The organism is Rhodococcus sp. KBS0724 (genome assembly GCF_005938745.2).
Taxonomy (GTDB): Bacteria; Actinomycetota; Actinomycetes; order Mycobacteriales; family Mycobacteriaceae; genus Rhodococcus_F.
In genome coordinates, this window is sequence record NZ_VCBX02000001.1 from 3,313,175 (window position 1) to 3,339,862 (window position 26,688).

At 64.8% G+C, this 26,688-nt stretch carries 1 protein-coding gene; it reads right to left on the reverse strand.

Annotation, left to right across the window (positions count from 1 at the left end):
• Nucleotides 1–7: 7 nt before the first annotated feature.
• Nucleotides 8–26,578: a non-ribosomal peptide synthase/polyketide synthase gene (locus FFI94_RS15235; protein ID WP_138868600.1), complete on the reverse strand. Its 26,571-nt coding sequence runs from the start codon at nt 26,576–26,578 to the stop codon at nt 8–10.
• Nucleotides 26,579–26,688 lie beyond the last annotated feature (110 nt).

Consider the following 26,688-nt stretch of genomic DNA (forward strand, 5'->3'; position numbering starts at 1 on the left):
GCAGGTTTCATGCATCGCCGGAATTGAGACGGTCTCGCAACGCTGCCGCTACGTAGGCGGACGGCGCCGGATCGATCATCTCGTTGTGCGCGCAGTCGACCGTATCGACGACGATTTCGCCGCCCACGTATTCGCGCCACTCGTCGAGATTGTGACCGTTTCCGCTGGATTGTCCTGCTGCGAAGAACGCGACGTCGCCACCGAAGTGCGGCGGACGGTGAGCATTCACCAGTTCGACAGAGTGGGAATATCCGTCACTGATTCGGGCGAGGTGAGATGCTTCGATGCCGGTGCCGGGCCCGAGTGTTCGCTCGAGTAGGTCGGCGGCGTCGTCGAACGTCGCGACGTTTGTCTCCCCCGCCGGTAGGCCGAGTCCCGCGATCAGTTCGGCGACGGAGAGGTCGCCCGGTTGTTCGTCGTCGGTGGACGGGTAGCTGTCGAGGATGGCGACAGTCGATACCTGTGCGTGTCGCTTCTCGAGTTCGTGGGCGACCGCGTGGGCGATGACGCCGCCGAGTGACCACCCGACTAGATGGATGGGTCCGCTGGGCGCAAGCGATTGGATGCGGTCTGCGTAGTTCTGCGCGAGTTCGGTGAGGGTACTGAAGGTGGGTCCTCCGGTCAGGGACGGTAATTGGAGTCCGTAGACAGGGCGATCTGCGTCCAAGTGCTGAACGAACCCTGCGTATCCCCACGCCAACCCGATACCGGGGTGGATGAAGAACACCGGCGGTTTGGTTCCGCCGCTGCGCAGAGTGACCGCTGGGGCGAGGAAGGCCGAGGTGTCGGCGGGTTGGTTCTGGTGTTCCATCTGGTCGGCGGCGCGGGCGACGCCTGCGGGTGTGGGATCGAGGAAGAGCGCTTGCAGGCGGACGCGTCGGCCGATTCGTTGGTCGAGTTCGGCGGTGATCCTCGTGGCGACAATGGAGTTGCCGCCGAGGTCGAAGAAGTTGTCGTCGATACCGACGCGGTCGACACCCAGGACGGATGCAAAGACCTCGGTCACCACTTCCTCGGTGTGGGTAGTGGGCGGTGCGTACGGCACGGTGCGGTTCTCGAAATCGGGCGTCGGCAGTGCGCGACGATCGAGTTTGCCGACGGGCGTCATCGGGATCTTGTCGACGACGATGATTGCCGCGGGGACCATGTGCGCGGGAAGCCTGGACGAGAGATGATGCCGCAGTTCGGCTTCCGCGATGGTGTGACCGTCGACCGGCTGTACGTACGCCGCGAGCATGGTGTCGCCGGACGGCGTTTCCTGGCCGAGGGTTGCGGCGAAGGACACGGACGGGTGTGCCGTGAGAACGGAGTCGATTTCTCCGAGCTCGATGCGGAAGCCGCGGACCTTGACTTGGAAATCGCTGCGTCCCATGTATTCGAGGGTGTGGTCGGAGTTCCAGCGGACGAGATCGCCGGTGCGGTACATCCGTTGGCCTGGTTCGCCGTACGGGTCTGCGACAAAGCGGTCGGAGGTAAGTCCGGGGCGCCGGTGATAGCCGCGGGCAAGGCCGGGTCCGGTGACGTAGAGCTCGCCGATGACTCCCACAGGGACGGGCCGTAGATGGGTGTCGAGTACCAGTCCGGCAAATCCGATGGCGGGGCGACCGATGTTGATGTTCTTCCCCGGCCGCATCGGCGTACTGACGGCGGCTTGGATGGTGGATTCGGTGGGCCCGTATCCGTTGAACATCCGCCGGTCACGTCCCCAGGTGTCGACGAGTTCGGTGGGGCATGCTTCGCCGCCGACCGCGAGTACTTGCAGCTCCGGTAGTGCCGAGCTTTCGATGGAGCTCAACGCGGTGGGCGTGATGAAGGCGTGGGAGACGTGTTCGCCGGCAAAGATCTCGGCAAGTTCGGATCCGCCGAATATCGCCGGCGGAATGATGACGAGGCACGCGGCGCTGCCGAAGGCCATCATCAGTTCGAAGACCGATGCGTCGAAACTCGGCGATGCGAGGTGGGCGATGCGCGAGTTGGTCTGCACGTTGAAGCGTTGGTGTTCTTCGGCGTTGAGGTTGGACAGGCCGAGGTGCGTGACGATGACGCCCTTCGGTTTTCCGGTGGATCCGGAGGTATAGATGAGGTAGGCAGGGTGCCCGAGGCGGAGGGGTCTGGTGCGTTCGGCATCGGTGAACCTGGCTGAACTCGCGGACGCGAGTTCGCCGTTGGTCTGTTCGGAGTCGACCACTATCCAGTCGATGTTCGGCGGTAGCTTCGCGTGCTGCGCGGCTACGGTCAACCCGAGTGCCGCCTGCGAATCGTCGAGCATGTGGGTGATGCGCTCGTGGGGGTAGTTCGGGTCGACGGGCAGGTAGGCGGCGCCGGTCTTGGCGACGGCCCAGATGGCGATGACTTCCCAGGCCGATCGTGGCAGGGCGAGGGCGACGTAGACTTCCGGCCCGATCCCCCGGGCGCGGAGCACTCGTGCCAGTCGATTCGCTTCGGTGTCGAGTTCTCGGTAGGTCAGGGTGCGTTCTTCGCTGGAGACTGCGGGTGCGTCGGGGTTCAGTGCGGCAGCGGTCTCGAGGATTTCCGGCCACGTGCGTGGACGGGTGGCGTCGGCGCCCAGCGCGGGGACAAGTGATTCGGTCTCGTCGTCGCCGAGGATGTTGATGTCGGCGACGTGAATGTCTGTACCGCGGATCACGGCGTCGAGGATCAGTTGGAGCCTGTGCGCCAACGTGTGAATGGTGTCGGGTTCGAAGAGGTCCACGGCAAAGATGAAGGCCGCGGACATCCCGTTGGGTTGTCCGTCCGCGTCGAAAGATTCGTTGACGACCAGTTCGAGGTCTTCCTTGGCCGTCTTGGATTCGGTTCCGAGTGCTTCGACGGTGAGGCCGGGTAGTTCCAGCGTCACCTGCTCGTTGTTCTGCAGTTCGAGTGCGACCTGGAACAGCGGTGAGTACGAGGTGGACCGAGTGGGATTGACTACGTCGACGAGTCGTTCGAATGGCAGGTCCGAGTGATGGTAGGCGGCGAGGTCGGTGTCCCGGATGCTTTCGAGGAGTTCGGTGAACGTCTGATCGGGGTCCACGGAGGTGCGTAGGACCAGCGTGTTGACGAACATCCCGACGAGGCTCTCGAGTTCTTCCTTTCCTCGTCCGGCGATGGGTGTGCCGATGCTGACTTCGTCCGCTCCGGAGAGTTTCGCCAGGAGCACGGCAAGCGCACCGTGCAGTGCCATGAACATCGTGACGCCTTGTTCGCGGGTCAGAGCGGTGAGCGCGCGGTGCGTGTCGGCGTTGATGTCGAAGTCGAAGCGATCACCGTGGAAGGTCTGTTGGAGCGGCCGGGGGTGGTCGGTGGGGAGCGCGATGACATCGTCGAGCCCGGCGAGTTGTGCGTCCCAGTACCCGATTTGGCTGCTGATGATCGATGCCGGATCGGATTCGGAGCCGAGGACGTGTTGCTGCCACAGTGTGAAGTCGGCGTACTGGACAGGTAGCGGCTCCCAGGCCGGTGCGATGCCGGCTGTTCGGGACAGGTAGGCCGTCATGACGTCGCGTGCAAGCGGCGCCATGGATGCGCCGTCCGCGCAGATGTGGTGGACCACGACGAACAGGACGTGTTCGGCCACGTCGGTTGGGGTGTCGACGGTGAACAGAGTGACGCGCAGCGGGAGTTCGCCGGCAACGTCGAATCCCTCCTGAGCGAGCGCGCTGATTCGGCTGACGAGGTCGTCGGGTCGGACAGTTGCGGTAGCGACGGTGGGTAGGGCGTCGACGACGTCGAGCACCTTCTGGAACGGTTCACCGTTCGAGGTCGGGAAGACGGTTCGCAGGCTTTCGTGACGTCCGACGACGTCGACGATCGCGGCTTTCATGGCGTTGGTGTCCAGGTCACCGGTCAACCGCACCGCAAACGGGATGTTGTAGGCGGGTGAGCTGGTGTCGAATTGGTTGAGGAACCACATCCGCTTCTGGGCCAGCGAAAGCGGGACGTTTCCGGTTCGTTCGAACTGCGTGAGTGGGACGTGGATGCTGGTCGACGGTCCCTCGTCCCGCTGCGACGAGATCAGACTTGCCAGCTGTGCGGTGGTGGGTGATTCGAAGATCGTCCGCACTCCGAGGTCGAGTTCGAGTGCCGTGTTGAGCCTGGACACCACGCGGGTGGCGATGAGCGAGTTGCCGCCGAGATCGAAGAAGTTGTCGTTGATGCCAACTTTGTCGAGATCGAGGATGTCGGCGAACACTGCTGCGATCTGCCGTTCGAGTGGCGTCCGTGCTGCCTGGAATTCTGTCTCCGGCGCGGTGAAGTCCGGCGTGGGCAGTGCGCTTCGGTCGATCTTTCCGACGGCGTTGCGTGGTAGTTCGTCGACGATGGTGATGCTGGTGGGCACCATGTGGGTGGGCAGACGCCCGGACAGGTGTGAGACGACAGCGGCGGGGCTGAGGTCGGATCCCTCGGACACGGTGAGGTACGACGCGAGAACGGTGGCGCCGCCGGGTCCGTCGACTCCGAGGGTGACGGAGTTGGTGACACCGTCGATGGAGGTGATCTGGGTGTCGATTTCGCCGAGTTCGATGCGGAATCCGCGCACCTTGATCTGGAAGTCGCTGCGACCGACGTATTCGATGGTGTGGTCGGCGCGCCAGCGCACGATGTCGCCGGTGCGGTACATCCGCTCCCCTGGCTTGCCGTAGGGGTTGGCAACAAAGCGTTCGCTGGTCAGCCCGGTGCGCTGGTGGTATCCGCGGGCCAACCCGACGCCGGCGATGTACAGCTCGCCGTGTGCTCCGACGGGTACCGGTTGGAGTCGGCTGTCGAGGACGATTTCGCTGACGCCTCGGATGGGTCCGCCGATGGTGATGGGTGCGCCGACGGTCATGGGTGCGCTGATGTCTGCCATGACGGTGGTTTCGGTGGGTCCGTACGCGTTGGCGAGTTCACGTCCGGGTGCCCATTGGGTGACGAGGTGTGGCGGGCAGGCCTCTCCCCCGACAACGACGTGCCGGAATTCGTCGAGCCCGTCGGCGTTGACGGTGGCGAGGGCGGCAGTGGTGATGAAGGCGTGTGTGACGTGTTCGCCTCTGATGAGGTCGGCGAGTTCGCTGCCGCCGTAGACGTCGGTGGGTACCAGCACCATCGTGGCTCCGACGCCGAATGCCTGGAGGTATTCGAAGATTGCGCCGTCGAAGCTGGGGGTCGCGAAATGCAGTGTGCGCGAAGTGTGGTCGGCGTGGAAGCGTCGTTGTTGATCGAGTGCGAAACTGTCCAACCCGGAATGGGTGACGACCACGCCTTTCGGTTTCCCGGTGGAACCCGAGGTGTAGACGATGTAGGCGGCGTTGCCGAGTCCGAGGGCGCCGTGTCGTTCGTCCTGACTGATCGGGAGTGTGCAGGCGAGTGAAACGTCCCGCGAGAAGGGTTCTTCGTCGAGGACGAGCCACGATGCTGTGGACGGGAGCGAGTCGACGGAGTCGCTGACGGTGAGGCCGAAGAGGACGTTCGAATCGGTGAGCATGTGTTCGATGCGGTCGGCGGGGTACGTGGGGTCGACGGGAACGAACACTGCTCCGGTTTTGGTGACGGCCCACACTGCGAGTACAGATTCGATGGAACGGGCGATGCCGATCGCGACGGCGGTTTCCGGTCCGGCTCCGCGCTTGATGAGTTCGCGGGCCAGTTGGTTGGATTTGCGGTCCAGTTCCAGGTAGGTGAGTGTGCGTTCGCCGGCCGACAGTGCGATGTTGTCGGGGAACGTCGCGGCGGCGTCGGCAAATATTTCGGGGAGTGTTCGCGTGGATCGTCCGGGGGCGCCGAAGACGGGGACCAGGTCGCGGCTTTCGAATTCGGTGAGGATGTGTGTCTTCGCGAGCGGCTGATCGGGCGCCGCGGCGATGCGTTCGATCACGATGAGCAGGCGTTCGGCGATGATTTCGGTGTCGCGCTCGGTGAACTGCGTGGGCTGGTATTCCATCTTGATGTGGAGGGCGCGGTCTTCGGAGGCGACTACTGCCAGGGGGTAGTGCGCGGAGTCGCGGCCGTCGATTCCCAGGACGTGCATGCCGGCGATATCGGTGCCTGCGGAGAGTCCGGCGCGATCGACCGGGTAGGACTCGAAGACCGTCAAGGTGTCGAAGGAGGCTGCGGGGCCTACCGCTGCGGAGATGTCGGTGAGTCCGACGTAGTGGTGGTCGAGCATGTCGGCTTGTTCGCCCTGGATTCGAACGCACAACTCGGACAAGGATTCTCGCGCGTTCAGTTGGACGCGAATGGGAACCGTGTTGATGAACAGGCCCACCATCGACTCGACACCGGGCACTTCGGGTGGACGCCCGGAGACTGTTCCACCGAATACGATGTCGTCGCGGCCGAGCAACTCCCCCAGCACAATTCCCCAGGCGGCCTGAACGACGGTTGCCATGGTCAGTCCCTGCGCGCGGACAAAAGCACGGAGGACGTCGGTGCGTTCGGGCGACAGACTGGCCGAGCACACCTCGCTCGTCTGCTCGGAGCTTTCGGTGGAGGCGGCCAACAGGGTTGGTGTGTCGATCCCCTGCAGCGCGTCTCGCCAGGCGTCGAGCGATATCTGGCTGCTGCGGGTGGTCAGCCAGGCGAGGTAGTCGCGGTAGTGCGGTGCGCGAGGCAGGATCTCCGGGTCACCGTCGGTGGCGTACAGCGTGAGTAGATCGCGCAGCACCAAAGGCGTCGACCAACCGTCGAGCAGGATGTGGTGGTTGGTGATGACCAGTCGAGCCGAATCATCACTGATGTGGACAAGCATGAACCTGATCAACGGCGCTGTTTCCATATCGAAACGCTGCGAGCGGTCGGCCTCGAGGAGGCGTGTCCACTCCGATTCGATCTCCGACGGCCGGAGATGGGACAGATCCGCCTCGGTCCAAGCGCTCGTCACACCTGATCGGATGATCTGCAATGCGCGTCCGCCGGGTGCTGCGATGAATCCGGCTCGCAGGCTGGGATGGCGATCGAGCAATGCCGCTGCGGCGTGGCGCATCCGCGCCGGATCGATGCGTCCGCCGAGTTCGAGCGTCAACTGCACCATGTACGGGTCGATGCCGGTGTCGTCGAATTGTGCGTGGAACAAGAGTCCCGATTGCAGCGGCGAGAGGGACCAGACATCCGTCAGATCGGGGAATCGTGTGGTCAGGTGTTCGATCGCTGGCTGATCGAGCGTGACGAGGTCGAGGTCCGAGGGGGTGAGTTGCCTGGTGTCCGTCGCCTGGACGTAGTTGCTCAGTGCGGTCAGGGCGCGGACCCACAGTTCGGCGAGTTCCGTCGCGTCGGCAGCGGTGAGGATGCCGCGTGGGAATGCCCACGTGCTGCGCAGAACCGGACCGTTGCCACTGTCGGTGGTCACAGTGTTGATGTCGAGCACCGACGCTGCGGGGAGTTGCCCGTTGTGTGGTTCGTCGAGGGTCACTCCGGGCACCGGCAACCACGGGACTTCCGCGGCGCCGGTGTCGGCGCCGCCGAGCCGGCCGAGGTAGTTGAACGAGATCTGCGGCGCGGGGAGCGCATGCAACGATCGGGCGTCGTCGAGGTACTTGGCCATTCCGAACCCGATGCCGTTGTCCGGCACGGCGAGCAGGGTTTCCTTCACCGATTTCACTGCCGACGCGATGGCGTCGCCGCCGGACAGAGCGTCGATGACGGAGACGCCGGCGAGGTCGAGTCGAACCGGGAAGATGGTGGTGAACCAGCCGACGGTTCGAGACAGGTCAGCTCCCGGTACAGCGGCTTCCTCGCGTCCGTGGCCTTCGAGATTGATCAGGACACTGGTGCCGCGCTTGCCATGCGAGTGGCGCCACCCGGTCACGGCCAGCGCCAGTGCGGCGATGAGGCCGTCGTTCACCGAACCGCCGAACAACTGTGGCACGGCGGTGAGGAGGTTGTCGGTCACCGCGGAATCGACGTCGACGGTGATCTTTTCCACGGTCGAACCGACGTCGATGGCCGGGTCGAGTGCTCTGTTGCCGAGCAATGCGTCTCGGCCGGCGGTGGCCTCCCACCGCGTATGTTCTGCGCGGCGCGCTGGTGCCTGTTCGGCGAGGCCGGTTGCCCACCGTCGCATCGACGTCCCGCCGGCGGGCAGCGTGGCCGTAGTGCCGGCTTCGGCGGCGGCGTACGCGGCCGCAAGATCAGGGACGAGTAGTCGCCACGACACACCGTCGACGGCGAGGTGGTGGATCACCAGGAGTAACCGTCCATGCGCGCTGGCTCCGACCGGATCGAGCCACACCGCCGCGATCATTCGCCCGTTTTCGGGATCGAGGCGCCTCGACGCGTGTGCCATGGCGTTTTCGGCGGCACGGATGAATTCCGGCCCCTGGTCTGTGGTGATCTCCAGGCGGTGCAGGACATCCGAGGCGCGGACCGTTCCGGGTTCGGCGACGATCAGACTACGTGTGTCGGTGTCGAGGCGACTCCGCAATGCGTCGTGGTGGTCGAGCAGGGTTTGCAGGGCTTCATCCAGCGCACGAGCGTTCGTGTGACGAGGCAGGGAGAGCAGCGCGCTTTGGCTGTAGCTGCGGATCAGTTCGAGATCGCCGCCGCTTCGCTCGAGTAGCCATTCCATGATCGGAGTGAGCGGCATGCTTCCGACTGCGCCGCCGGGGAGTTCCGCCAATGCGGGGGTTGTGTCGAGGGGTTCACTGCGGACCACCTGTGCGAGTCCGGCGACGGTTTTTGCCTCGAACACGTCGCGCGGGGTGAAGGTGAGGCCGGCGTCCTTGGCGCGGGAGACCAGCTGGATCGACATGATCGAATCGCCGCCGAGCCCGAAGAAGGAGTCGTCGATGCCGACTGCGGGTAGGCCGAGCACGTCGGCAAAGAGATCGGCAAGTACGGATTCTGTTGCGGTGGAGGGGCTTCGGTTCGACTTCGGCCCTAGGGTCAGCAACGTGAAGTCGGGAGCGGGCAGCTTGCCGCGATCGAGTTTTCCGTTGACGGTCAGCGGAAGCTCGTCCAGGACAACGATTACGGTCGGCACCATGTACGACGCCAATTCAGCCGACACGGACACGGTCACTGCGCCGGAATCGATGCTCGCGCCTGATTCGGGCACAACGTATCCGATAATTCTCGAGCTGCCACTGTCGCTGCGCACGATCGCAACGGATTGCGCGACGCCAGGGCAGCGGAGCATGGCGGCTTCGATCTCACCGAGTTCGATGCGGAAACCACGCACCTTCACCTGGAAATCGCTGCGTCCCACATACTCCAGCTGCCCCGCGTCGTTCCACTTCGCAAGGTCCCCACTTCGATACATTCGATCCCCCGAGCCACCGAAAGGGTCGGGTAGGAACCGCGTAGAGGTCAAGGCGGGCTTTCCGAGATACCCGCGGGTGATCTGGTCACCGGATACATACATTTCTCCGACAACGCCGGGCGGAACCAGTCGTAGTCGCTGGTCCAAGACGTAGACGTTCATTCCCGGGAGGCCGCGGCCGATGATGCTGGCGGACGCTCGATCCGCGTCGTCGCGGGTCAATGCGATGCGACTGACATGGACGGTGGTCTCGGTGATGCCGTACATGTTGACCAGCGCCGGGGTTGTCGGTCGCCGGTCGAACCACTTGCGCAGTTGACCGAGATCGAGCGCTTCCCCACCGAAAATGACGTAACGCAAGGCCAGGTCGGGTTCACCGGGCGCCGGGTGGTGACCGCGATCGGCTTCGGCGAGTTGGTAGAACGCGGTCGGTGTCTGGTTGAGGACGGTGACGCCTTCGCGGCGCAGCAGTTCGTCGAACATGTCCGGCGAGCGGGTTGTGTAGTAGTCGACCACAACCAGTCGCCCACCGTGCAGAAGCGGGCCCCACAGTTCCCAGACGGAGAAGTCGAAGGCGTAGGAGTGGAACATCGTCCACACGTCGGTGTGGTCGAAGTCGAAGGTCGGCGACGCGTTGTCCATGAGTGTGAGGACGTTGCGGTGCGAGACGAGCACGCCCTTGGGCTGACCGGTCGATCCGGAGGTGTAGATGATGTAGGCGGTCGAGTCGCCGCGCAGTGGGATCAGGCGATCGGCGTCGGTGATCCGGGACGGCGCAAGGCATTCGAGGCGCATATCCGTCTCCGGTGAGCCGAGTTCGATTACCGGGAGGCCGTAACCGCCGGTGAGTCCCTCCGGCAGCATCCGCAGGAACTCGTCGGACGTGATCAGGGCGCCCGGTTGCGCGTCGGCGACGAGGAATCGTATGCGCTCGGCCGGGTAGGTGACGTCGATCGGCAGGTAGGCGCCACCGGCCTTGATCACGGCAAGAAGAGCGATCACCAGTTCGGTGGTACGAGGCAGTGCGACGGCGACGACGGATTCCGGTCCGATCCCCTGCGCGATCAGTAGCCTGGCCAAGCGACTCGCGCGGCCGTCGAGTTCGGCGTAGGTGAGCGAGGTGGTGCCGTCGCCGACGGCAGTGGCGTCGGGATGCGCTGCAACGCTCGCGTAGAAGCGGTCTGCGATGGTGTCATCCGCAGTGAGCGACGCATGACCTGCGTTGTTCCATTCGGTAAGCAGGGTACGACGCTCGTTGTCGTCGAGAATGTCGAGGTCGCCGAGTCTGGTTGCCGGTTCGTGCGCTGCGCCGGTGAGCAGTTCCACAAACCGGCGAGCGTACGTAGCCATGAGATCGGCATCGAAAAGGTCTGTGGCATAGATGAACTCGGCGTCAATACCGTCGGGGGCACCGTGTTCCCCGTAGCGTTCCGTGACCGAGAGCTGTAGATCGAATTTCGCGACGGGTAGGTCGATGTCCACCCCGGACACGCTCAGGCCGGGAAGTTCGAGAGTCGGCACCACGTTGTTGCGGAATTCGAGGAGGATCTGGAACAGCGGGGTGTGCGATGTGGACCGCTCCGGATCGAGTGCGTCGACCAGTCGCTCGAACGGTAGATCACCGTGCTGGAACGCGCCGAGATCGATGTCGCGCACCTGATCGAGTAGTTCCGCGAACGTGGAGTCGAGTGAAAGCGGGGTCCGCAGGACCAGAGTGTTCACGAACATGCCGATCATGTGATCGAGTTCGGCTTCGCCGCGGCCGGCAACAGGTGTTCCGATCACGACGTCGCTCTGGCCGGACAGGCGCGCGGCCAGTGCAGCGAGGGCACTGTGCAGGACCATGAACATGGTGACGCCGCGCTGGCGGGCGACGTCGGCGAGGAGGCGGTGGGTACTCGCCGGAATCTCGAACGCCGCGGTGGCGCCGTGCATCGACTGCTTCGCCGGACGGGTGTACGAGGTGGGCAGGTTGATGGGTTCGGGCAGGTCCGCCAGCTGGTGGGTCCAGTAGGCGAGTTGACGGGAGATCTCCGAGTCCGCGTCTTCCTCCGAGCCGAGGTTCGCTTGCTGCCACAGTGTGAAGTCGGCGTACTGGACCGGCAGTTCCGCCCAGGTCGGCGCGCTGCCGGTGCTGCGGGCGGCGTAGGCGGTGGCAACATCGAGTGCGAGCGGGTTCATGGAGAAACCGTCGGCGATGATGTGGTGAGCGACGACTACGAGGACGTGGCGATCCGGAGCGATCTCGAGCAGTGTGCTGCGGATCGGGACCGCGCGCGAGACGTCGAATCCCTCTGATCCGAATTCGAGGATGCGGTTGATCAGAGCCCGTTCGGCGACGGGTTCCGGTTCCAGGTTCAGCGGAACGTCACCTGCGGGGACGATGCGTTGTGTCGGTGTGCCGGAGGCGGCGGGGAACATTGTCCGCAGGCTTTCGTGGCGTTCCAGGACGTCGTCGAATGCACGGGTCAACGCGTCGCGGTCGAGTTCTCCGGTCAGGGTGACGGCAAGCGGAATGTTGTATGCCGGTGAGCTGGTGTCGAATTGATTGAGGAACCACATGCGCTTCTGCGCCACGGACACCGGGATGGGTTCGGGGCGTGTGGCCGGGGTCAGTGGCACTCGCACGGTGAGATCGCGGCCGGCGTTCTGGGCGGCTTGTGCCAGGGCCCGTACCGTCGGGGCGTCGAACAGGGTCCGGACGCCGATGTCGCAGCCCAGCGCGGCGTTGACTCGTGCGACGACGCGGGTCGCGGTGAGCGAGTTTCCGCCGGCGTCGAAGAAATGTGTGTCGAGGCCGATCGGTCCCGATTCCAGGACTTCGTCGAATGCTGCGGCGACGAGTCTTTCGAACTCGGTGTTCGGGGCCGTGAATTCTCCGCCGGCGGTGTCGAACTGTGGTTCCGGGAGGGCGGCTCGGTCGACCTTTCCGGTTCCGGTCAGTGGAATATCGTGCAGGATAACCACACTCGCGGGGACCATGTGCGCCGGCAGGTGTTCACGTGCGTGGGCGAGGACGTCGGCGACGGTCACCGCAGCGTCATGGTCGATGAGGACGTATGACGCGAGTGCTTGTTGATCGGCCGGTCCGTGGACGGCGAGGGTGACGGCAAATTCGACGCCCGGCAGTGCGGCCAGGGCAGTGTCGATCTCGCCGAGTTCGATGCGGAAGCCGCGGATCTTGACCTGGAAATCGCTGCGACCGAGGTATTCGACGGTACGGTCGGCGCGCCAGCGCACGACGTCGCCGGTGCGGTACATCCGCTCGCCCGGTGCCCCATAGGGGTCGGCTACGAAGCGTTCGCTGGTCAGCCCGGTGCGTTGATGATATCCGCGGGCCAGTCCAGCCCCGGCGATGTACAACTCCCCCGGCACTCCCACGGACACGGGTTGGAGGCGGCGGTCGAGGACCAGTTCGCGCACGCCCCGGATCGGGCCGCCCAGGACGACGGTGCCGTCGGCGGGTATCGGATCGCTGATGTTGGCGCCGATCGTGGTTTCGGTGGGTCCGTACAGGTTGTGGAATGACCGTCCGGGCGCCCAGGTGTGCAGTAGTTCCGGTGGGCAGGCTTCACCGCCGACAATCACGGATGTCAACGTGTCGATGCCGCTCGGGTCGACGGAGGTGAGCACTGCCGGGGTGAAGAAGCCGTGCGTGACCGTCTGATCGCGCAGGACCGCGGCCAGTTCCTCGCCGCCGTACACGGTGGTCGGCACCATCACCAGGGCGGCGCCGTTGGGGAACGCGAGGAGGTATTCGAGAACGGAGGCGTCGAAGCTTGGCGAGGACAATGCCAAGGTGCGGGACTGCTCGTCTATCCCGAAACGCTGACGTTCTTCGTCGGCGAAGTTCTCGAGTCCGGAGTGTGTGACAAGCACGCCTTTGGGTTGCCCGGTCGATCCGGAGGTGTAGATGACGTACGCAGCGTTGCCCAAACGAGTGGGGTTCACGCTGCGGCCCGACGCGAACGTGCCCAGACGGGTCTGCGTGTCGGGTGAGTCCAGTTCGACCCATCTGATATCGGCAGGTAGTTCACCGGAATGCTCGGTGGTGGTGATGCCGATGTGTGCGGCGGAGTCGGTGAGCATGAACTCGATGCGCTCACGTGGATAGCGCGGATCAACCGGAACGAAGGCGGCACCGGCTTTGGTGATCGCCCACATGGCGGTGACGGATTCCACGGATCGACTGATACCGATCGCGATCCGATCCTCGGGTACGACACCGTCGGCGATCAGCATCCGGGCGAGGCGATCGGAGGCGGCGTCCAGTTCGCGGTAGGTGAGGTGGTGCTCGCCGGCGGCAATCGCGATCCGGTCCGGGAAACGGGCTGCGGCGTCGGTGAACAGTTCGGCAAGCGTGCGGTTCGACCCGCCTGGTGTCCCGCGCGCGGGAACCAGTTCGCGCATTTCGTGTTCGGGCATCAGGGACAGGTGTGCCAGCGGCAGGTCGGGCTGGGCGGCAATGAGTTCGAGGGTCCGCATCAACCGGTCGGCTACCGCGTCTACGTCCCGGTCGGCGAGTGCGCCCGGAAAGTACTCGAACTTGAGCTTGAACATGCCGCCGTCGGTGGAAGCGATGACGGCCAACGGGTAGTGCGCGGCGTCCTGGGCGTCGTGCACGTCGAGCACGTGCATTCCGGCGATGTCTATGCCGGCTGACAACGCGGTGCGGTCGACGGGGTACGACTCGTAGACGGTCAAGGTGTCGAACGTGGCCGCTCCGCCCACCGCGGCCGAGATGTCGGGCAGGCCGACATGGTGATGGTCGAGCAGGGCGGTTTGTTCATTCTGGACGCGAATGCACAAGTCGGCCAGGGACTCTCGGGCGTCGAGTCGCACCCTGATGGGAACGGTGTTGATGAACAAGCCCATCATCGACTCGATGCCGTGCACCTCGTGCGGACGCCCGGACACCGTGCCACCGAAAACGACGTCGTCGCGTCCGAGCAATTCGCTCAACACGATTCCCCAGCCCACCTGGAGCAGTGACGCCATGGTCAGTCCGCGAGATCGAAGGAAACCGCGCAGAGCTTCGGTTCGCTGGACATCGAGTTCGAGGAAGGTCTCACGCGATGTGGTGGTCAGATCCTCGGCCGTGTGGGCATTCGTGACCAAGGTCGGTTCGTCCATCCCGGCCAAGGCGTGCGACCAGGCTGTCAGTGCGGACTCGGTGTCGCGTCGTGAGAGCCATTCGAGATAGTCGCGGTAAGGGTGAACGCGCGAGAGGGCACTTTGGTCGGAGTCCGTCGCGTACAGCGTCAGCAAATCCCGCAGCAGCAACGGCATGGACCAGCCGTCGAGGAGGATGTGATGGTTGGTCAGAATCAGTCGATAGGTGGTCTCCCCCGTACGGAGGAGTAGGAAACGCAGCAACGGCGCGGCGGCCATGTCGAACCCGCGGACGCGATCCGCGCGGAGAAGTTCGTGGAATTCGGTGTCCTGCTCGTTGGCCGGCAGCGGAGAGATGTCGATCTCGGTCCACGGGACAACCGCATCCGCGTGGACGATCTGCACGGAGTTTCCGGCCTCGTCGGTGACAAACGAGGTCCGCAGGTTGTCGTGCCGATCCAGCAGTGCCTGAGCGGAGCGGTGGAGGCGAGCGGGCTCGACGCCCTCGAGGTCGAGGGTCAATTGCACGGTGTAGGCGTCGACGGTGTGTTCGGCGTACCTCGCGTGGAAGAGCAAGCCGGCCTGCAGCGGTGACAGTGACCAGATGTCGGCCAGATCGGGGATCTGTTCCTCGAAGCGGTCGATGGCGTTCTGGTCGAGGTCCACCAGCGGGAGATCCGACGGGGTGAACCCGCCGCGCTCGGAGTTCTCTGCGTGGGTGGCCAGCGCGGTGAGCGCAGTTACCCACAGGTCCGCGATCTCACGGACGTCGCCTGCCGACAGGATGCCGGACGGGTATGCCCATGTCGCTGATAATTGTGGCCGCCCGTCGATGTCGGTGGCGACGGCATTGACGTCCAGGACAGCCGCGAGCGGCATGTCGGATCCCCGCGCGGATGCCTCCAGATCGACGTCCGCGGTCAACGCCCAGTCGCCTGCACCCTCGGTGGATTCGGAGCCGCCGAATCGGCCCAGGTAGTTGAAGGAAATCTGAGGTGCGGCCGGCCCCGATAGTTGTTGCTGCCCTACATCGTCGAGATAGCGGAGCAGCCCGTATCCGATTCCGCTGTCCGGAATTCCGTGCAGAAGTTCCTTGACGGATTTGAGGAGCGGTCCGGCATCCCCCGTTCCGGCGAGGAGAGCGGCGGTATCGACGTCGGACAGATTCACGCGGACCGGGAACACCGTGGTGAACCAGCCGAGTGTGTGGAGAACGTCCGCTCCGGGGACAACGTGCGCTTCGCGGCCGTGCCCCTCCAGCGAGACCAGTACGTCGTCGGCGCGAACTCCGCGCGATGATCTCCATTGCGTGACCGCCAACGCCAGCGCTGCCAGTAGTCCGTCGTTGACCGAGCCCGAGTACAGCGCGGGCAGTGCGGTCAACACAGTTTCGGACACCTCCACCGGAACGTCGACAGAGATACGCGCCAACGTCGAATCGGTATCGAGGTGGGGGTCCAGCGGCCGCGAACCGATTTGTGGGTCCGAGCCTGCCAGCATGGAGCGCCACAGGTCGATCTCGCTACGCCGGGTCGGGGCGATCTCGGCGAGTGCGGTTGCCCAGCGCCGCAGGGACGTCTCACCGGGGGCCGACGTTGCGGCGGGTGTGAGACCGGCGTCGAGTTGATGGAATGCTGCCGCCAGTTCGGGTACGAGCACCCGCCAGGACACACCGTCTACCGCCAGATGGTGAATGACGAACAGTAAGCGTCCGGCGCCGGTGGGGCCGGACAACCACGTGACTCTGATCATCGATCCGCTGCGTGGATCCAAGGCGTCGCGGGCGTCGTCGAGAGCGGTGACAATCGCAGAGTCGAACTCCTCGGTTCCCGGCTCGGCGTCCACCTGGACGTGACGGCACACCTGCGCCGCGTCGACGGTCCCGATCTCACCGACGACCAGCGCGCGGTGCGGTTGCAGTTCGAGCCGAGCGCGCAGGGTTCCGTATCGGTCGAGAACGACTTGTACTGCGGCGGTGAGCTGTTCGATGCGATGCAGATCCGCGGGGGCGTTGAGCAGTGCGGATTGCGAGAACGCGTCAAGGCCCGCCGTGTTCTCGGCAAATCGATCGAGCCACCAGTGCGCCACCGGCAGCAGCGGCATAGACCCCATTCCCCCACCTGGCAGTTCTTCCAGCACGATGGGGGCGGCGTCGTCGGAGAGTTCGATCAGTGCCGCCAGAGCAGCGACGGTCTTGGCTTCGAATACCTCCCGCGGGGAGAACACGATGCCGCTCGTGCGTGCGCGAGCCACCAGTTGGATCGACATGATCGAATCGCCGCCGAGTGCGAAGAACGAATCGTCGACGCCGACCGAGTCCAGCCCGAGTACGTCGGCGAACAGCGCAGTAAGTGATGTCTCCAGTTCGGTTTCCGCTGCTCGCGAGTGTGTTCGGGCGGCAGCGAAGTCCGGGATCGGCAGTGCGCGGCGATCGAGCTTTCCGTTGGACGTGCGCGGCAACTCGTCCAGGACGACGACTGCCGACGGCACCATGTGCGGAGCCAATTGGGTGCTGACCACCGCGATGACGTCGTCCGGGCTCAGGAGCGAGACTTCGGTGTCGGAGGCGACGACGTATCCGACGATGCGTGCCGGTCCACCGTCACGCTCGACTGTGGTCGCGACGGCTTGGGCGACCCCGGGGCACTGCGTGAGTGCTGTTTCGATCTCGCCGAGTTCGATGCGGAAGCCGCGGATCTTGACCTGGAAGTCGCTGCGCCCGAGGTACTCGAGTTCGCCCTCACCGTTCCAGCGGACCAGGTCGCCGGTCCGGTACATCCGAGAACCCGGGGCTCCGCCGGGATCGGCGACAAAGCGCTCGGCCGTGACACCGGTGCGGTTCCGATACCCGCGGGCCACACCGTCACCGCTGACGTACAGCTCGCCGGCCACGCCGATCGGTACGGGGTGCAGACGCGCGTCGAGAACGGATGCGGTGATCCCGAGCGACGGTCGCCCGATACTGACGCGCCGTGACGGCGTCAACGGTTCGGTGATGCTCGCGACGACGGTCGATTCGGTCGGCCCGTACGCGTTGATCATGATCCGCCCTGGGCGTGCCCAGGCAGCTACCAGTTCCGGTGGGCAGACGTCGCCGCCGGTTCCGACGGCTTCGAGTTCGTCCAGGCTGTTTCCGTCGACGGTTGCCAGCGCGGCGGGCGTGATGAAGGCGTGAGTGATGTGCTCGTCGCGCAGCAGTGCCGTGAGTTCGTCGCCGCCGAGCATCGACGGCGGCGCGATCACCATCGTTGCGCCCGCGCTCACCGCGAGCAGCAATTCGAGGATCGAGGCGTCGAAGCTCGGTGAACTGAAATGCAAGGTCCGCGACTGTGCGCCGACTCCGAATGTGGTGCGTTCCTGCTCGGCGAGCGCCGCCAGGCCTCGGTGGCTGACCATGACGCCCTTGGGGAGCCCCGTCGAGCCGGACGTGTAGATGACGTAGGCAACGTGGTCGAGCGATCGGGGTGCGCGCAGTTCCGAATCCTGAATCGGCTCGTCCGACGCGGCGGCGCATTCTGCGCGGACATCCATCGTGTCGAGAACAACCGTGCTCACATCCGACGGAATGGTGGATGTGTCGGTTGTGGTGGTCACGACGACGCAGGCGCCGGAGTCGGTGATCATGTGCTTGATCCGGTCCGCCGGGTACGACGGATCGACGGGAACAAACGCTGCGCCGGTGCGAGCGACCGCCCACATCGCCAGCACTGATGTCGCCGATCGCGGCAGGGCCAGAGCCACGACGGTCTCCGGGCCTGCGCCGTGCGAGATCAGCACTCGCGCAAGTTGATTGGCGTGTCGATCGGCGGCGTCGTAGGTGATCTCGACTCCCTCGAAGGCTAGCGCGATCGAATCGCTACGGTAGTTCGCCGAGATCAGGTCAGGCAGCAGTGCGGGTTCGGGAAGTGTGCGCGAATCGGCGGCGCGACCGTCGGCGGCGCCGAGCAAGTCGATGTCACCGACCGGCGCATGCGGATCCCGAGTGACGGCGTCGGTGATTCGAAGCAGATACTCGGAAAAGCGCTCGATGGTGGAGCGCTCGAACAGTGCGCTCGCGTAGGTGAATCCCGCCTCGATACCCGCCGGTTCGCCGAGCTCGTCGAATGTCTCGGCGAGCGTCAACTGGAGATCGAAATTGGACACCACTGTCTCGAGGTCGAGAAGTTCCACGTCCAGACCGTCAAGTGTCAGGGTCGGCCGCTCGGTGTTCTTGAACTCGAGCATCGCCTGGAACAGCGGCGAATGTGACGTCGACCGCTGCGGCGCCAGCGCATCCACGACGCGCTCGAACGGGATGTCCGCGTTGTCGAAGGCGTCGAGGTCGACACTGCGTACCTGGCCGAGAGCGTCGACAAAGGAGCGAGCGGGATCGAACCCGGTGCGCAGGACCAGCGTCCCCACGAACATGCCGACCAACGGGTCGAGCAATGCGTTCCCGCGGCCGGCGATCGGTGAACCGATCGCGATGTCTTCCATCCCGGACAGCCGCCCCAGCAGCAGCGCGTACGCGGCGTGCATCGCCATGAAGAGGCTGCTGCGGGAATTCTGTGCGGTGGCAAGCAGCCGTCGGTGCACGTCTGCGTCGATCTCGAACCGCACAACAGCGCCGGACAGATCTTGAACGGGCGGACGGGGACGATCCGTCGGCAGTTGGAGAACTTCAGGGATCCCTTCGAGTCGGTGTGTCCAGTAATCGAGTTGGCGGGACAGTTCGCTCCCCCGCTCGGTGATGTCGCCGAGAACTCTCTGCTGCCACAAGGCAAAATCCGCGTACTGGATCGGCAATGGTGCCCAGTTCGGCAGGAAACCCCGCGAGCGAGCGGAATACGCGGTCATCACGTCGATCGCCAGGGGCGCCATCGAGAAACCGTCCGCGCAGATGTGGTGCACCACCACGACGAGGACGTGTTCGTCGGTCGATACCTGAATCAATTCCGCTCGGATCGGTGGCGCGGCAGTGACGTCGAATCCTGCCGCTGCCACGTCGTTGATCCGGCTGCGGACCTCGTCGGACGGGCAGCGGACCAGTGGCAGCGACGGCAACACGTCTTCCGTCGTCGCGACAACCTGAGCAGGAACACCGTCGACCATCGGGAACGACGCGCGAAGCGACTCGTGCCGATCGAGAACGTCACCGAGTGCGCGGTGCAGCGCGTCACGATCGAGGTCACCGCGCATCCGGATCGCGATGGCCACGTTGTACGCCGACGAGCTGATGTCGAACTGGTTGACGAACCACATGCGCTTCTGGGCCAGCGACAACGGGATTCGGTCCGGCCGCACCTGCGGTTCGAGCGGAAGTGTTGTCGCCGCGCGGGCCGCGCTCTCGCAAATCAGTGCCAGGCCTGCGACGGTCGGTGCGTCGAAGATGTCGCGGATCGACAGGCTCACCCCGAGTGCGTCGTTGACGCGGGCGATCGCGCGGGCCGCAATCAGACTGTTGCCGCCGATGTCGAAGAAATTGTCGTCCACACCGACCTCGTCGACACCGAGGAGATCAACGAGGACGTCTGCCACGGTCTGCTCGAGCGGTGTTCGGGGTGCGACATAGGTGAACGCACTCGTAAAGGTGGGATCAGGCAACGCCGCTCGATCGAGCTTTCCGGTGGATCCGAGCGGAAAAGCGTCCATCGTGATGATCGACGACGGCACCATGTACGACGGGAGCTCGTCCCGAAGTGCCTGCCGGATCTGATCCGCATCGAGCGCAGCCCCTTTTTCGCCGATCGCGTATCCGACGAGAGAATCGCCGAGAGTGGTGTCGTGATGAACACGGGCTGCTGCCTGAACTACCCCTGGTGTGCGCAGGATCGCTGATTCGACCTCGGGCAACTCGATCCGCAAGCCGCGAATCTTGACCTGGAAATCTTTCCTGCCGATGTAGTCGAGTTGACCGTCGACCCGCCACCGCACGATGTCGCCCGTGCGATACATGCGGGCGGCCCCGGTTCGACTGTAGGGATCAGCGACAAAGCGGTCGGCGGTGAGCTCGCTCCTGCCGAAATATCCGCGCGCCAACTGCACACCTGCGAGGTACAACTCGCCGTGAACACCGACCGGAACCGGATGCAGACGCGAATCGAGCACGTATACCTGGGTGTTCCAGACCGGTGCGCCGATCGGAACCGATGCACCCGGGCCGGGCAGGTATTCGGCCGCGGTGACGTCCACAGCGGCCTCTGTCGGTCCGTACAGGTTGTGCAGGGCGGCATCGCTCACGCGGGTCAGAGCCATCGCGGTGGCCGGCGGTAGTGCTTCGCCGCTACTGAAGACGTGGCGTAGACCGGCGCAGTCGGCGCGGGACGCGGCAGCAACGAACTCCGCGAGCATGGACGGTACGAAGTGGGCCACGGTGACGCGCGATTCGGCGATCAACGTCGACAGGTAGTTCGGGTCGCGGTGACCGTCCGGTGCCGCGATCACCAGCTCCGCACCGGTCTGCAGGGGCCAGAACAGTTCCCACACCGAGACGTCGAATGTGATGGGCGTTTTCTGCAACACGACGTCCGACGGTTCGAGCGGGTAGGCGCCTTGCATCCACTTGAGCCGGTTGACTATCGAACGATGCGATACGGCAACACCTTTCGGACGACCGGTGGAGCCGGAGGTGAAGAGGACGTAGGCGATGTTGTCCGGGCGGAGCGGAGAAATCCGATCGCCGTCGGTAACCGGGCGGGTCGGTGCTGCGCCGAGTTCGACATCGAGAATGTCGATATCCGTCGGCAGGTGACCGTGGTGTCGGCTGCTGCCCAGGACGCACACCGGTGATGCCACGGACAGGACGTACCGGATTCGCTCCTCGGGATGATCCGGATCAACCGGGACGTAGGCGCCGCCGCTGCGGATCACCGCATGGATCGCTACCAACAGTTCCAGTGAGCGCGGGATTGCCACCGCTACGCGCTGATCTGGTCCGACGCCGTGATCGATCAACGTTCGTGCCAGTGCGTTCACCTGGTTGTCGAATTGTTCGTAGGTCAGTGCGGCGTCGCCGAAGCGCAGCGCGACGGCGTCGGGGGTTCGCTCGGTCTGGGCGCGTGTCAGATCGTCGAGGGTGAGTGCCTCGAGCGGTCGCGACGTCGTATTCCACCGCTCGAGGACCAACGCGCGCTCGCCGGCTGCGCACAGGTCGATATCTCCGACGACGGAATCCGGATGCTGCGTCGCAGTGTCGAGAAGTGTGACAAATCGATCGGCCAATCCGGACATGGTGTCGGAGTCGAACAGATCGCTCGCGTAGTTCAATCGTCCCTCGAGGTGATCGCCGCGCTCGGTGACGATGACCTGAAGGTCGAATTTTGCTGCGCCGGTGTCTAATTCGTCCACCGACACGTTCAACGACGGCAGCGTGATCCCGGTGGGCTTTGCACCCTCCATGACAAGCATGACCTGGAACAGCGGCGAGTCACCACTGTGCCCACTCAGGGCGTCGACCAGCACGTCGTAGGGAACGTCGCTGTGCCGCAGCGCTGCCACATCGGTGGCGCGCGTGCGGGTGACGACAGTCTCGAAACTCGCGGCGGCGTCGACGACGGTGCGTAGGGCCAGCGTGTTGACGAACATGCCGACAACGTCGTCGAGCGCACGCTCACTTCGGCCGGCAACGGGTGTGCCGATGACAATGTCGTTGCCGCCGCACTCCCGAGCGAGAAGCACAGCCAACGCCGCGTGCACCACCATGAACACACTGGCGTCGTGCTTGGCCGCGATATCCGCAACGCGTTGGTAGGTCGAGGCGTCGATCGTGAAGTCCACGTCGTGGGCGCGCAGGAATCCACGCGCCGGGCGCGGATGATCCATCGGAAGTTCCGGAAGGTCGTCGCGGGCCGCGAGTTCCCCGCGCCAGAAATCCAACTGCGATCCGAGAATCGAATCGGGAGTTGCCGCGTCACCGACAACGCGTCGCTGCCACTCGCTGAAGTCGCCGTACTGCACCTCGAGCGGCAACCACGCCGGAACCCGTCCGGATTCGCGAGCGGAGTACGCCACCATGACGTCGCGGGCCAACGGCGTCATCGACAGGCCGTCGGCGGCAATGTGGTGCACCACCAATACCAGCACGTGGTCCTGCTCCGAGGCTTCGAGCAACACTGCCCGCACCGGCGGCGCCGACGTGACGTCGAACCCCAGACGTGCCAACTCACCGGCTCGGGCACGCATCGCGCCCGCGGGAATGGTCTCGACGGCCAGTTCCGGGTTCACCTCGGCGACATCGAGAACCTTCTGCACCGGGCCCCACGCGGTAGCCGGGAACACCGTGCGCAGCGACTCGTGGCGGATCAGCACATCGCGCAGAGCCGTCGACAACGCCGCCACGTTCAGCGGGCCCGTCAAGTGCACGGCGATCGGAATGTTGTACGCCGGCGACGCCGGGTCGACTTGGTTGATCAGCCACATGCGCTGCTGCGCCAGTGACGCCGGAATCGGTTCGGGTCGCGAAATCCGCGTGAGCGGCGGGAGAAGGGTCTCGCGTGAATCCGACGAGTCCGCGCGCGCAGCCAATCCGGCCACGGTCGGCGCCTCGAACAGGTCGAGCACGCTCAACGACGTACCGAGCGCACCGTTCACCCGCGCCACCACCCGCGTCGCGATCAGCGAATCGCCGCCGAGGTCGAAGAAGCTGTCGTCGGTGCCGGCGCGCGGGATACCGAGTAGGTCGCAGTACACGGCCGACACGCGCTTCTCGGTGGAACTTTCCGGCGCGCGGTATTCGCCGATCCCCGACGCCTCGTCGATCGCCGGTAGCGCGTTGCGGTCGATCTTCCCGGCGGGAGTGAGGGGAATCGCGTCCAGCACCACGATGCGCGAGGGCACCATGTGCGGTGCCAGGGAGGCCGCGGCGTGCGCCGTCACCTCCGGTACCTCGATACGCATCTGCGGTGCGGCCGTGACGTACGACGCCAGCATCGTCTGGCCACTGCTGCCGGTCACACCGACTGTCACTACGTCGTCGAGGCTCGGGTGCTGGCGCAGCACTTCGTCGATCTCGCCCAGTTCGATGCGGAAACCGCGGACCTTGATCTGGAAGTCGCTGCGACCGAGGTATTCCAATTCGCCGTCGGCGGTCCAGCGAACCAGATCGCCCGTCCGGTACATCCGCTCGCCGGCCACTCCGTTCGGAGCGGCGACAAAACGCTGAGCCGTCGTGGCGCGCTGTCCGTGGTAGCCGCGGGCGAGGCCGATGCCACTGACGTACAACTCCCCTGCCACTCCGAGCGGCACGGGATGTAACCGTGCGTCCAGCACCATCACCGACGCTCCCCGCACGGGCTGCCCGATCGTGACCGGCACGTCGCTGCGCAGCGGACCGGCCATGGTGGCGACAACTGTCGTCTCGGTGGGCCCGTACGCGTTGAACATCAATCGGTGACCGCCCCATTGCTCGACGAGCGAGGGCGAGCACGCGTCACCGCCCGTGGCGATCACACGCAGTAGTGGCAAATGGGCAGGATCAACGGTCGCGAGGGCCGCCGGGGTGATGAATGCGTGCGTTACGTCGCCGGCGCGCAGGACTTCCGCCAGTTCTTCGCCGCCGTAGACGGTGGGCGGCGCAATCACCATCGTTGCCGCTGCTCCAAAGGCAAGCAGGAGTTCGAGAACCGATGCGTCGAAACTCGGTGAAGAGAAGTGCAGGGTCCGTGAATCGGGGGTCGTGCCGAAGCGGATGCGTAGTTCCTCGGCAAAACTACTCACACCACGATGAGTGACCACAACGCCCTTGGGCACACCGGTCGAACCCGACGTGTAGATCAGGTAAGCGGGATCGTCGAGTCGCAGCGGCCTGAGCAGATCTGCGTCACCGATCGGGGCCGTCGAACCGAGCTGCACGTCGGCGGGCACAATCCAGTCGACCGTATCGCCCAGCCCGCCCCGGACATCGTCGGTGCAGATCCCGAGCGTCGCCCCGGAGTCGGTCAGCATGTGCGAGATCCGGTCAGCCGGATAGTGCGGGTCGACGGGGAGGAACGCACCACCGGCCTTTGCCACAGCCCAGATCGCGATCACCGATTCCTGCGAGCGTGCGAGCGCGAGCGCCACATACGTTCCCGGGCCGACTCCGCGCGCAATCAGCTCGCGCGCCAGCGCATTCGAGTGGGCGTCGAGCTCGCGGTACGTCAGCACCTGGTTGCCCACGACTATCGCGTCGGCGTCCGGATTCAATTCTGCGGCGGCGCACAGAAGGTGCGCGAGTGTGCGAGGGGTCGCCGCTGCGGGTCCGGGAACTGGGCGGAGCAATTCCCCTTCGGTGTCGCCGAGTATCGGCAGGTCACCCACTGCCAGGTCGGGAAATTCCAGCGCCCGGCCTAGTACCCGTTGCACTCGCTCGAGCATCTGCCGCGCCGTGTGCTCGTCGAAAACAGCCTGGTCGTAGGTGGCGTCCAACGTCAGTGTTCCCGCGTCGTCGACGAGACCGATCGCCAGATCCGCGCCTGCGATGGTGCGGTTGGTAGGTCCGTCGTTCAGGATGACGTGAAGTCCGGCGACGCTCAGGGTGTCCACGCCACTGTGCTCACGAACCATATTGTCATGGGCGGCAACGTTATTCAGAACATCGGCGCAGGATTGCGCTGGTTCGACAGTGCTGCGGAGCGGCACCAGCGGGGCGCCCGGTGCAAATCGAGCCCCGATCACGATGTCGTCGGTGTTCGTCAGCCGAGACAACACGATCGCCAGTGCGCCGTGAACAAGGCTGAACGCGTCGGTTCCCGCTGCGCGCATGCGTTGATGCAGCTCGTGCGTGATCGGGGTGCGCAGGGTGCCGATCTCCGCGCGGCGATCAGAGGTGCGTGGACGGTCGGGCACAACCGATGCGCCTTCGGGGGCGTCTGTCATCTCCCTGGCCCAGAACTGCTCGAGCTCGCGGGCCCGCGTGCGCTCTCTACCGATCTCCGCGGTCCTGCGATGAATCTGATCGAGCGGTGTGCCCGGACCGGCCGCGATCAACTCACGAATCAACTCGGCGAAATGCGTGTGATGCTCGTCGAGTTCGGCTCGCTCGTAGCGATCCGGGTTGGCGCGAAACTCGATCAGCGTTTTGACCGGGCTACCGCTCTGATAGATGTTGACCAGCAGGTCTTCCACCGGACCCGAGGTCACGATGTGGTACTCGCCGACCATCGGACCCAATGTGATTTCCTGACGGAAGAGCATCACGTTCATCATCGGCCCGGACAACCGTTGGTCTTCCACCGACAGCCCGGCGTCACGGCGAATGTCCTCGAGGCTGCACCGCTGATGCCGAAGGGCGCCGAGTAACTCGAGCTGCACCCGCCCCACCAGATCGTCAACAGTGTCTGTGGGAAGCACCTCGATGTGTAGCGGCGCCACATTGACCAACATGCCGCCCGAACGCTGCAGCGGCGCAGTGGTGCGGGCCGAGACCGGCAAATTGATCAACACATCCGAATATCCGGTACGACGCGAGAGATAGCAGGCCAACGCCGAAATCAGCACAGCAGCTGGTGTTGCGCCCGAACGCGAACTCCACTCGTCCAGCGCTGCGACGGATGCTTCCGACAGCGCGCCCGCCACAATCCGAGAGTGCGCGTGTGGTGGCGCTTCCCGGTCTGCGAGCGTCGATCCGTGGTCCACGCCCGCGACGCGCTCAGCCCAGTACTGTCGATCCGCGTCGAATCGGCTCGACGCCCGATACGCCTGGTCCAGCTCCGACAGCTTCACCACATCGAGCGCCTTGTTCGGCGCAGGCTCGCGCCTCTCCAGCTCCGCCGTATACAGCGCCGCGATGCGGTTGATGATCGTCATGCCGCTGTAGCCGTCCAGGGCCACGTGGTGAATTCGTGTGTACCACAGGTAATCTCGATCCCCGGTTTGCAGGATCGTCATTTCGACCAGTCGATCTCGGGTCAGATCGAGCGGCGTCGCGTGGTCGTTGTCCATCCACTCGGCCGCAGCGTCGCGCGGATCGTCGCAACCGCGGAAGTCGAAGTAGTCAACTTCCGCGCCGATCGTCGGGTCGACAATTTGGCACGGCTCGCCGTCCGGGTACATCAACCGCAGGAACGGTGATTCGAACTCGTGAGCCGCCGTCACCGCCGAGCGCGACAGCAAGTCGATGTCCAGGTCGCCGTGAATCTCGATGTACTGAGCGATGAAATACGGAACCGCAGGGTGCAACTGCTGCGCAAACCACATACTCCGCTGTACTGCAGACAACGGAAAGGCCCCGGCAGGCAGAGTTCGAGACTGCTCGCCTGTGTTGTCGGTACTCATCACAACCACCCCCGCGCGGTTCGCTGGGAATGGCGACCGAAAGGTGTGGTTCGGGGATTGAAGAAGTACATCGCACCGCCTCGACATCGAGAGTGGAAACCATGAACGAC

What these genes read in the sequence shown, in the direction of transcription:
- FFI94_RS15235 (WP_138868600.1), bottom strand. Translation starts at nt 26,578, where the DNA reads ATGAGTACCGACAACACAGGCGAGCAGTCTCGAACTCTGCCTGCCGGG.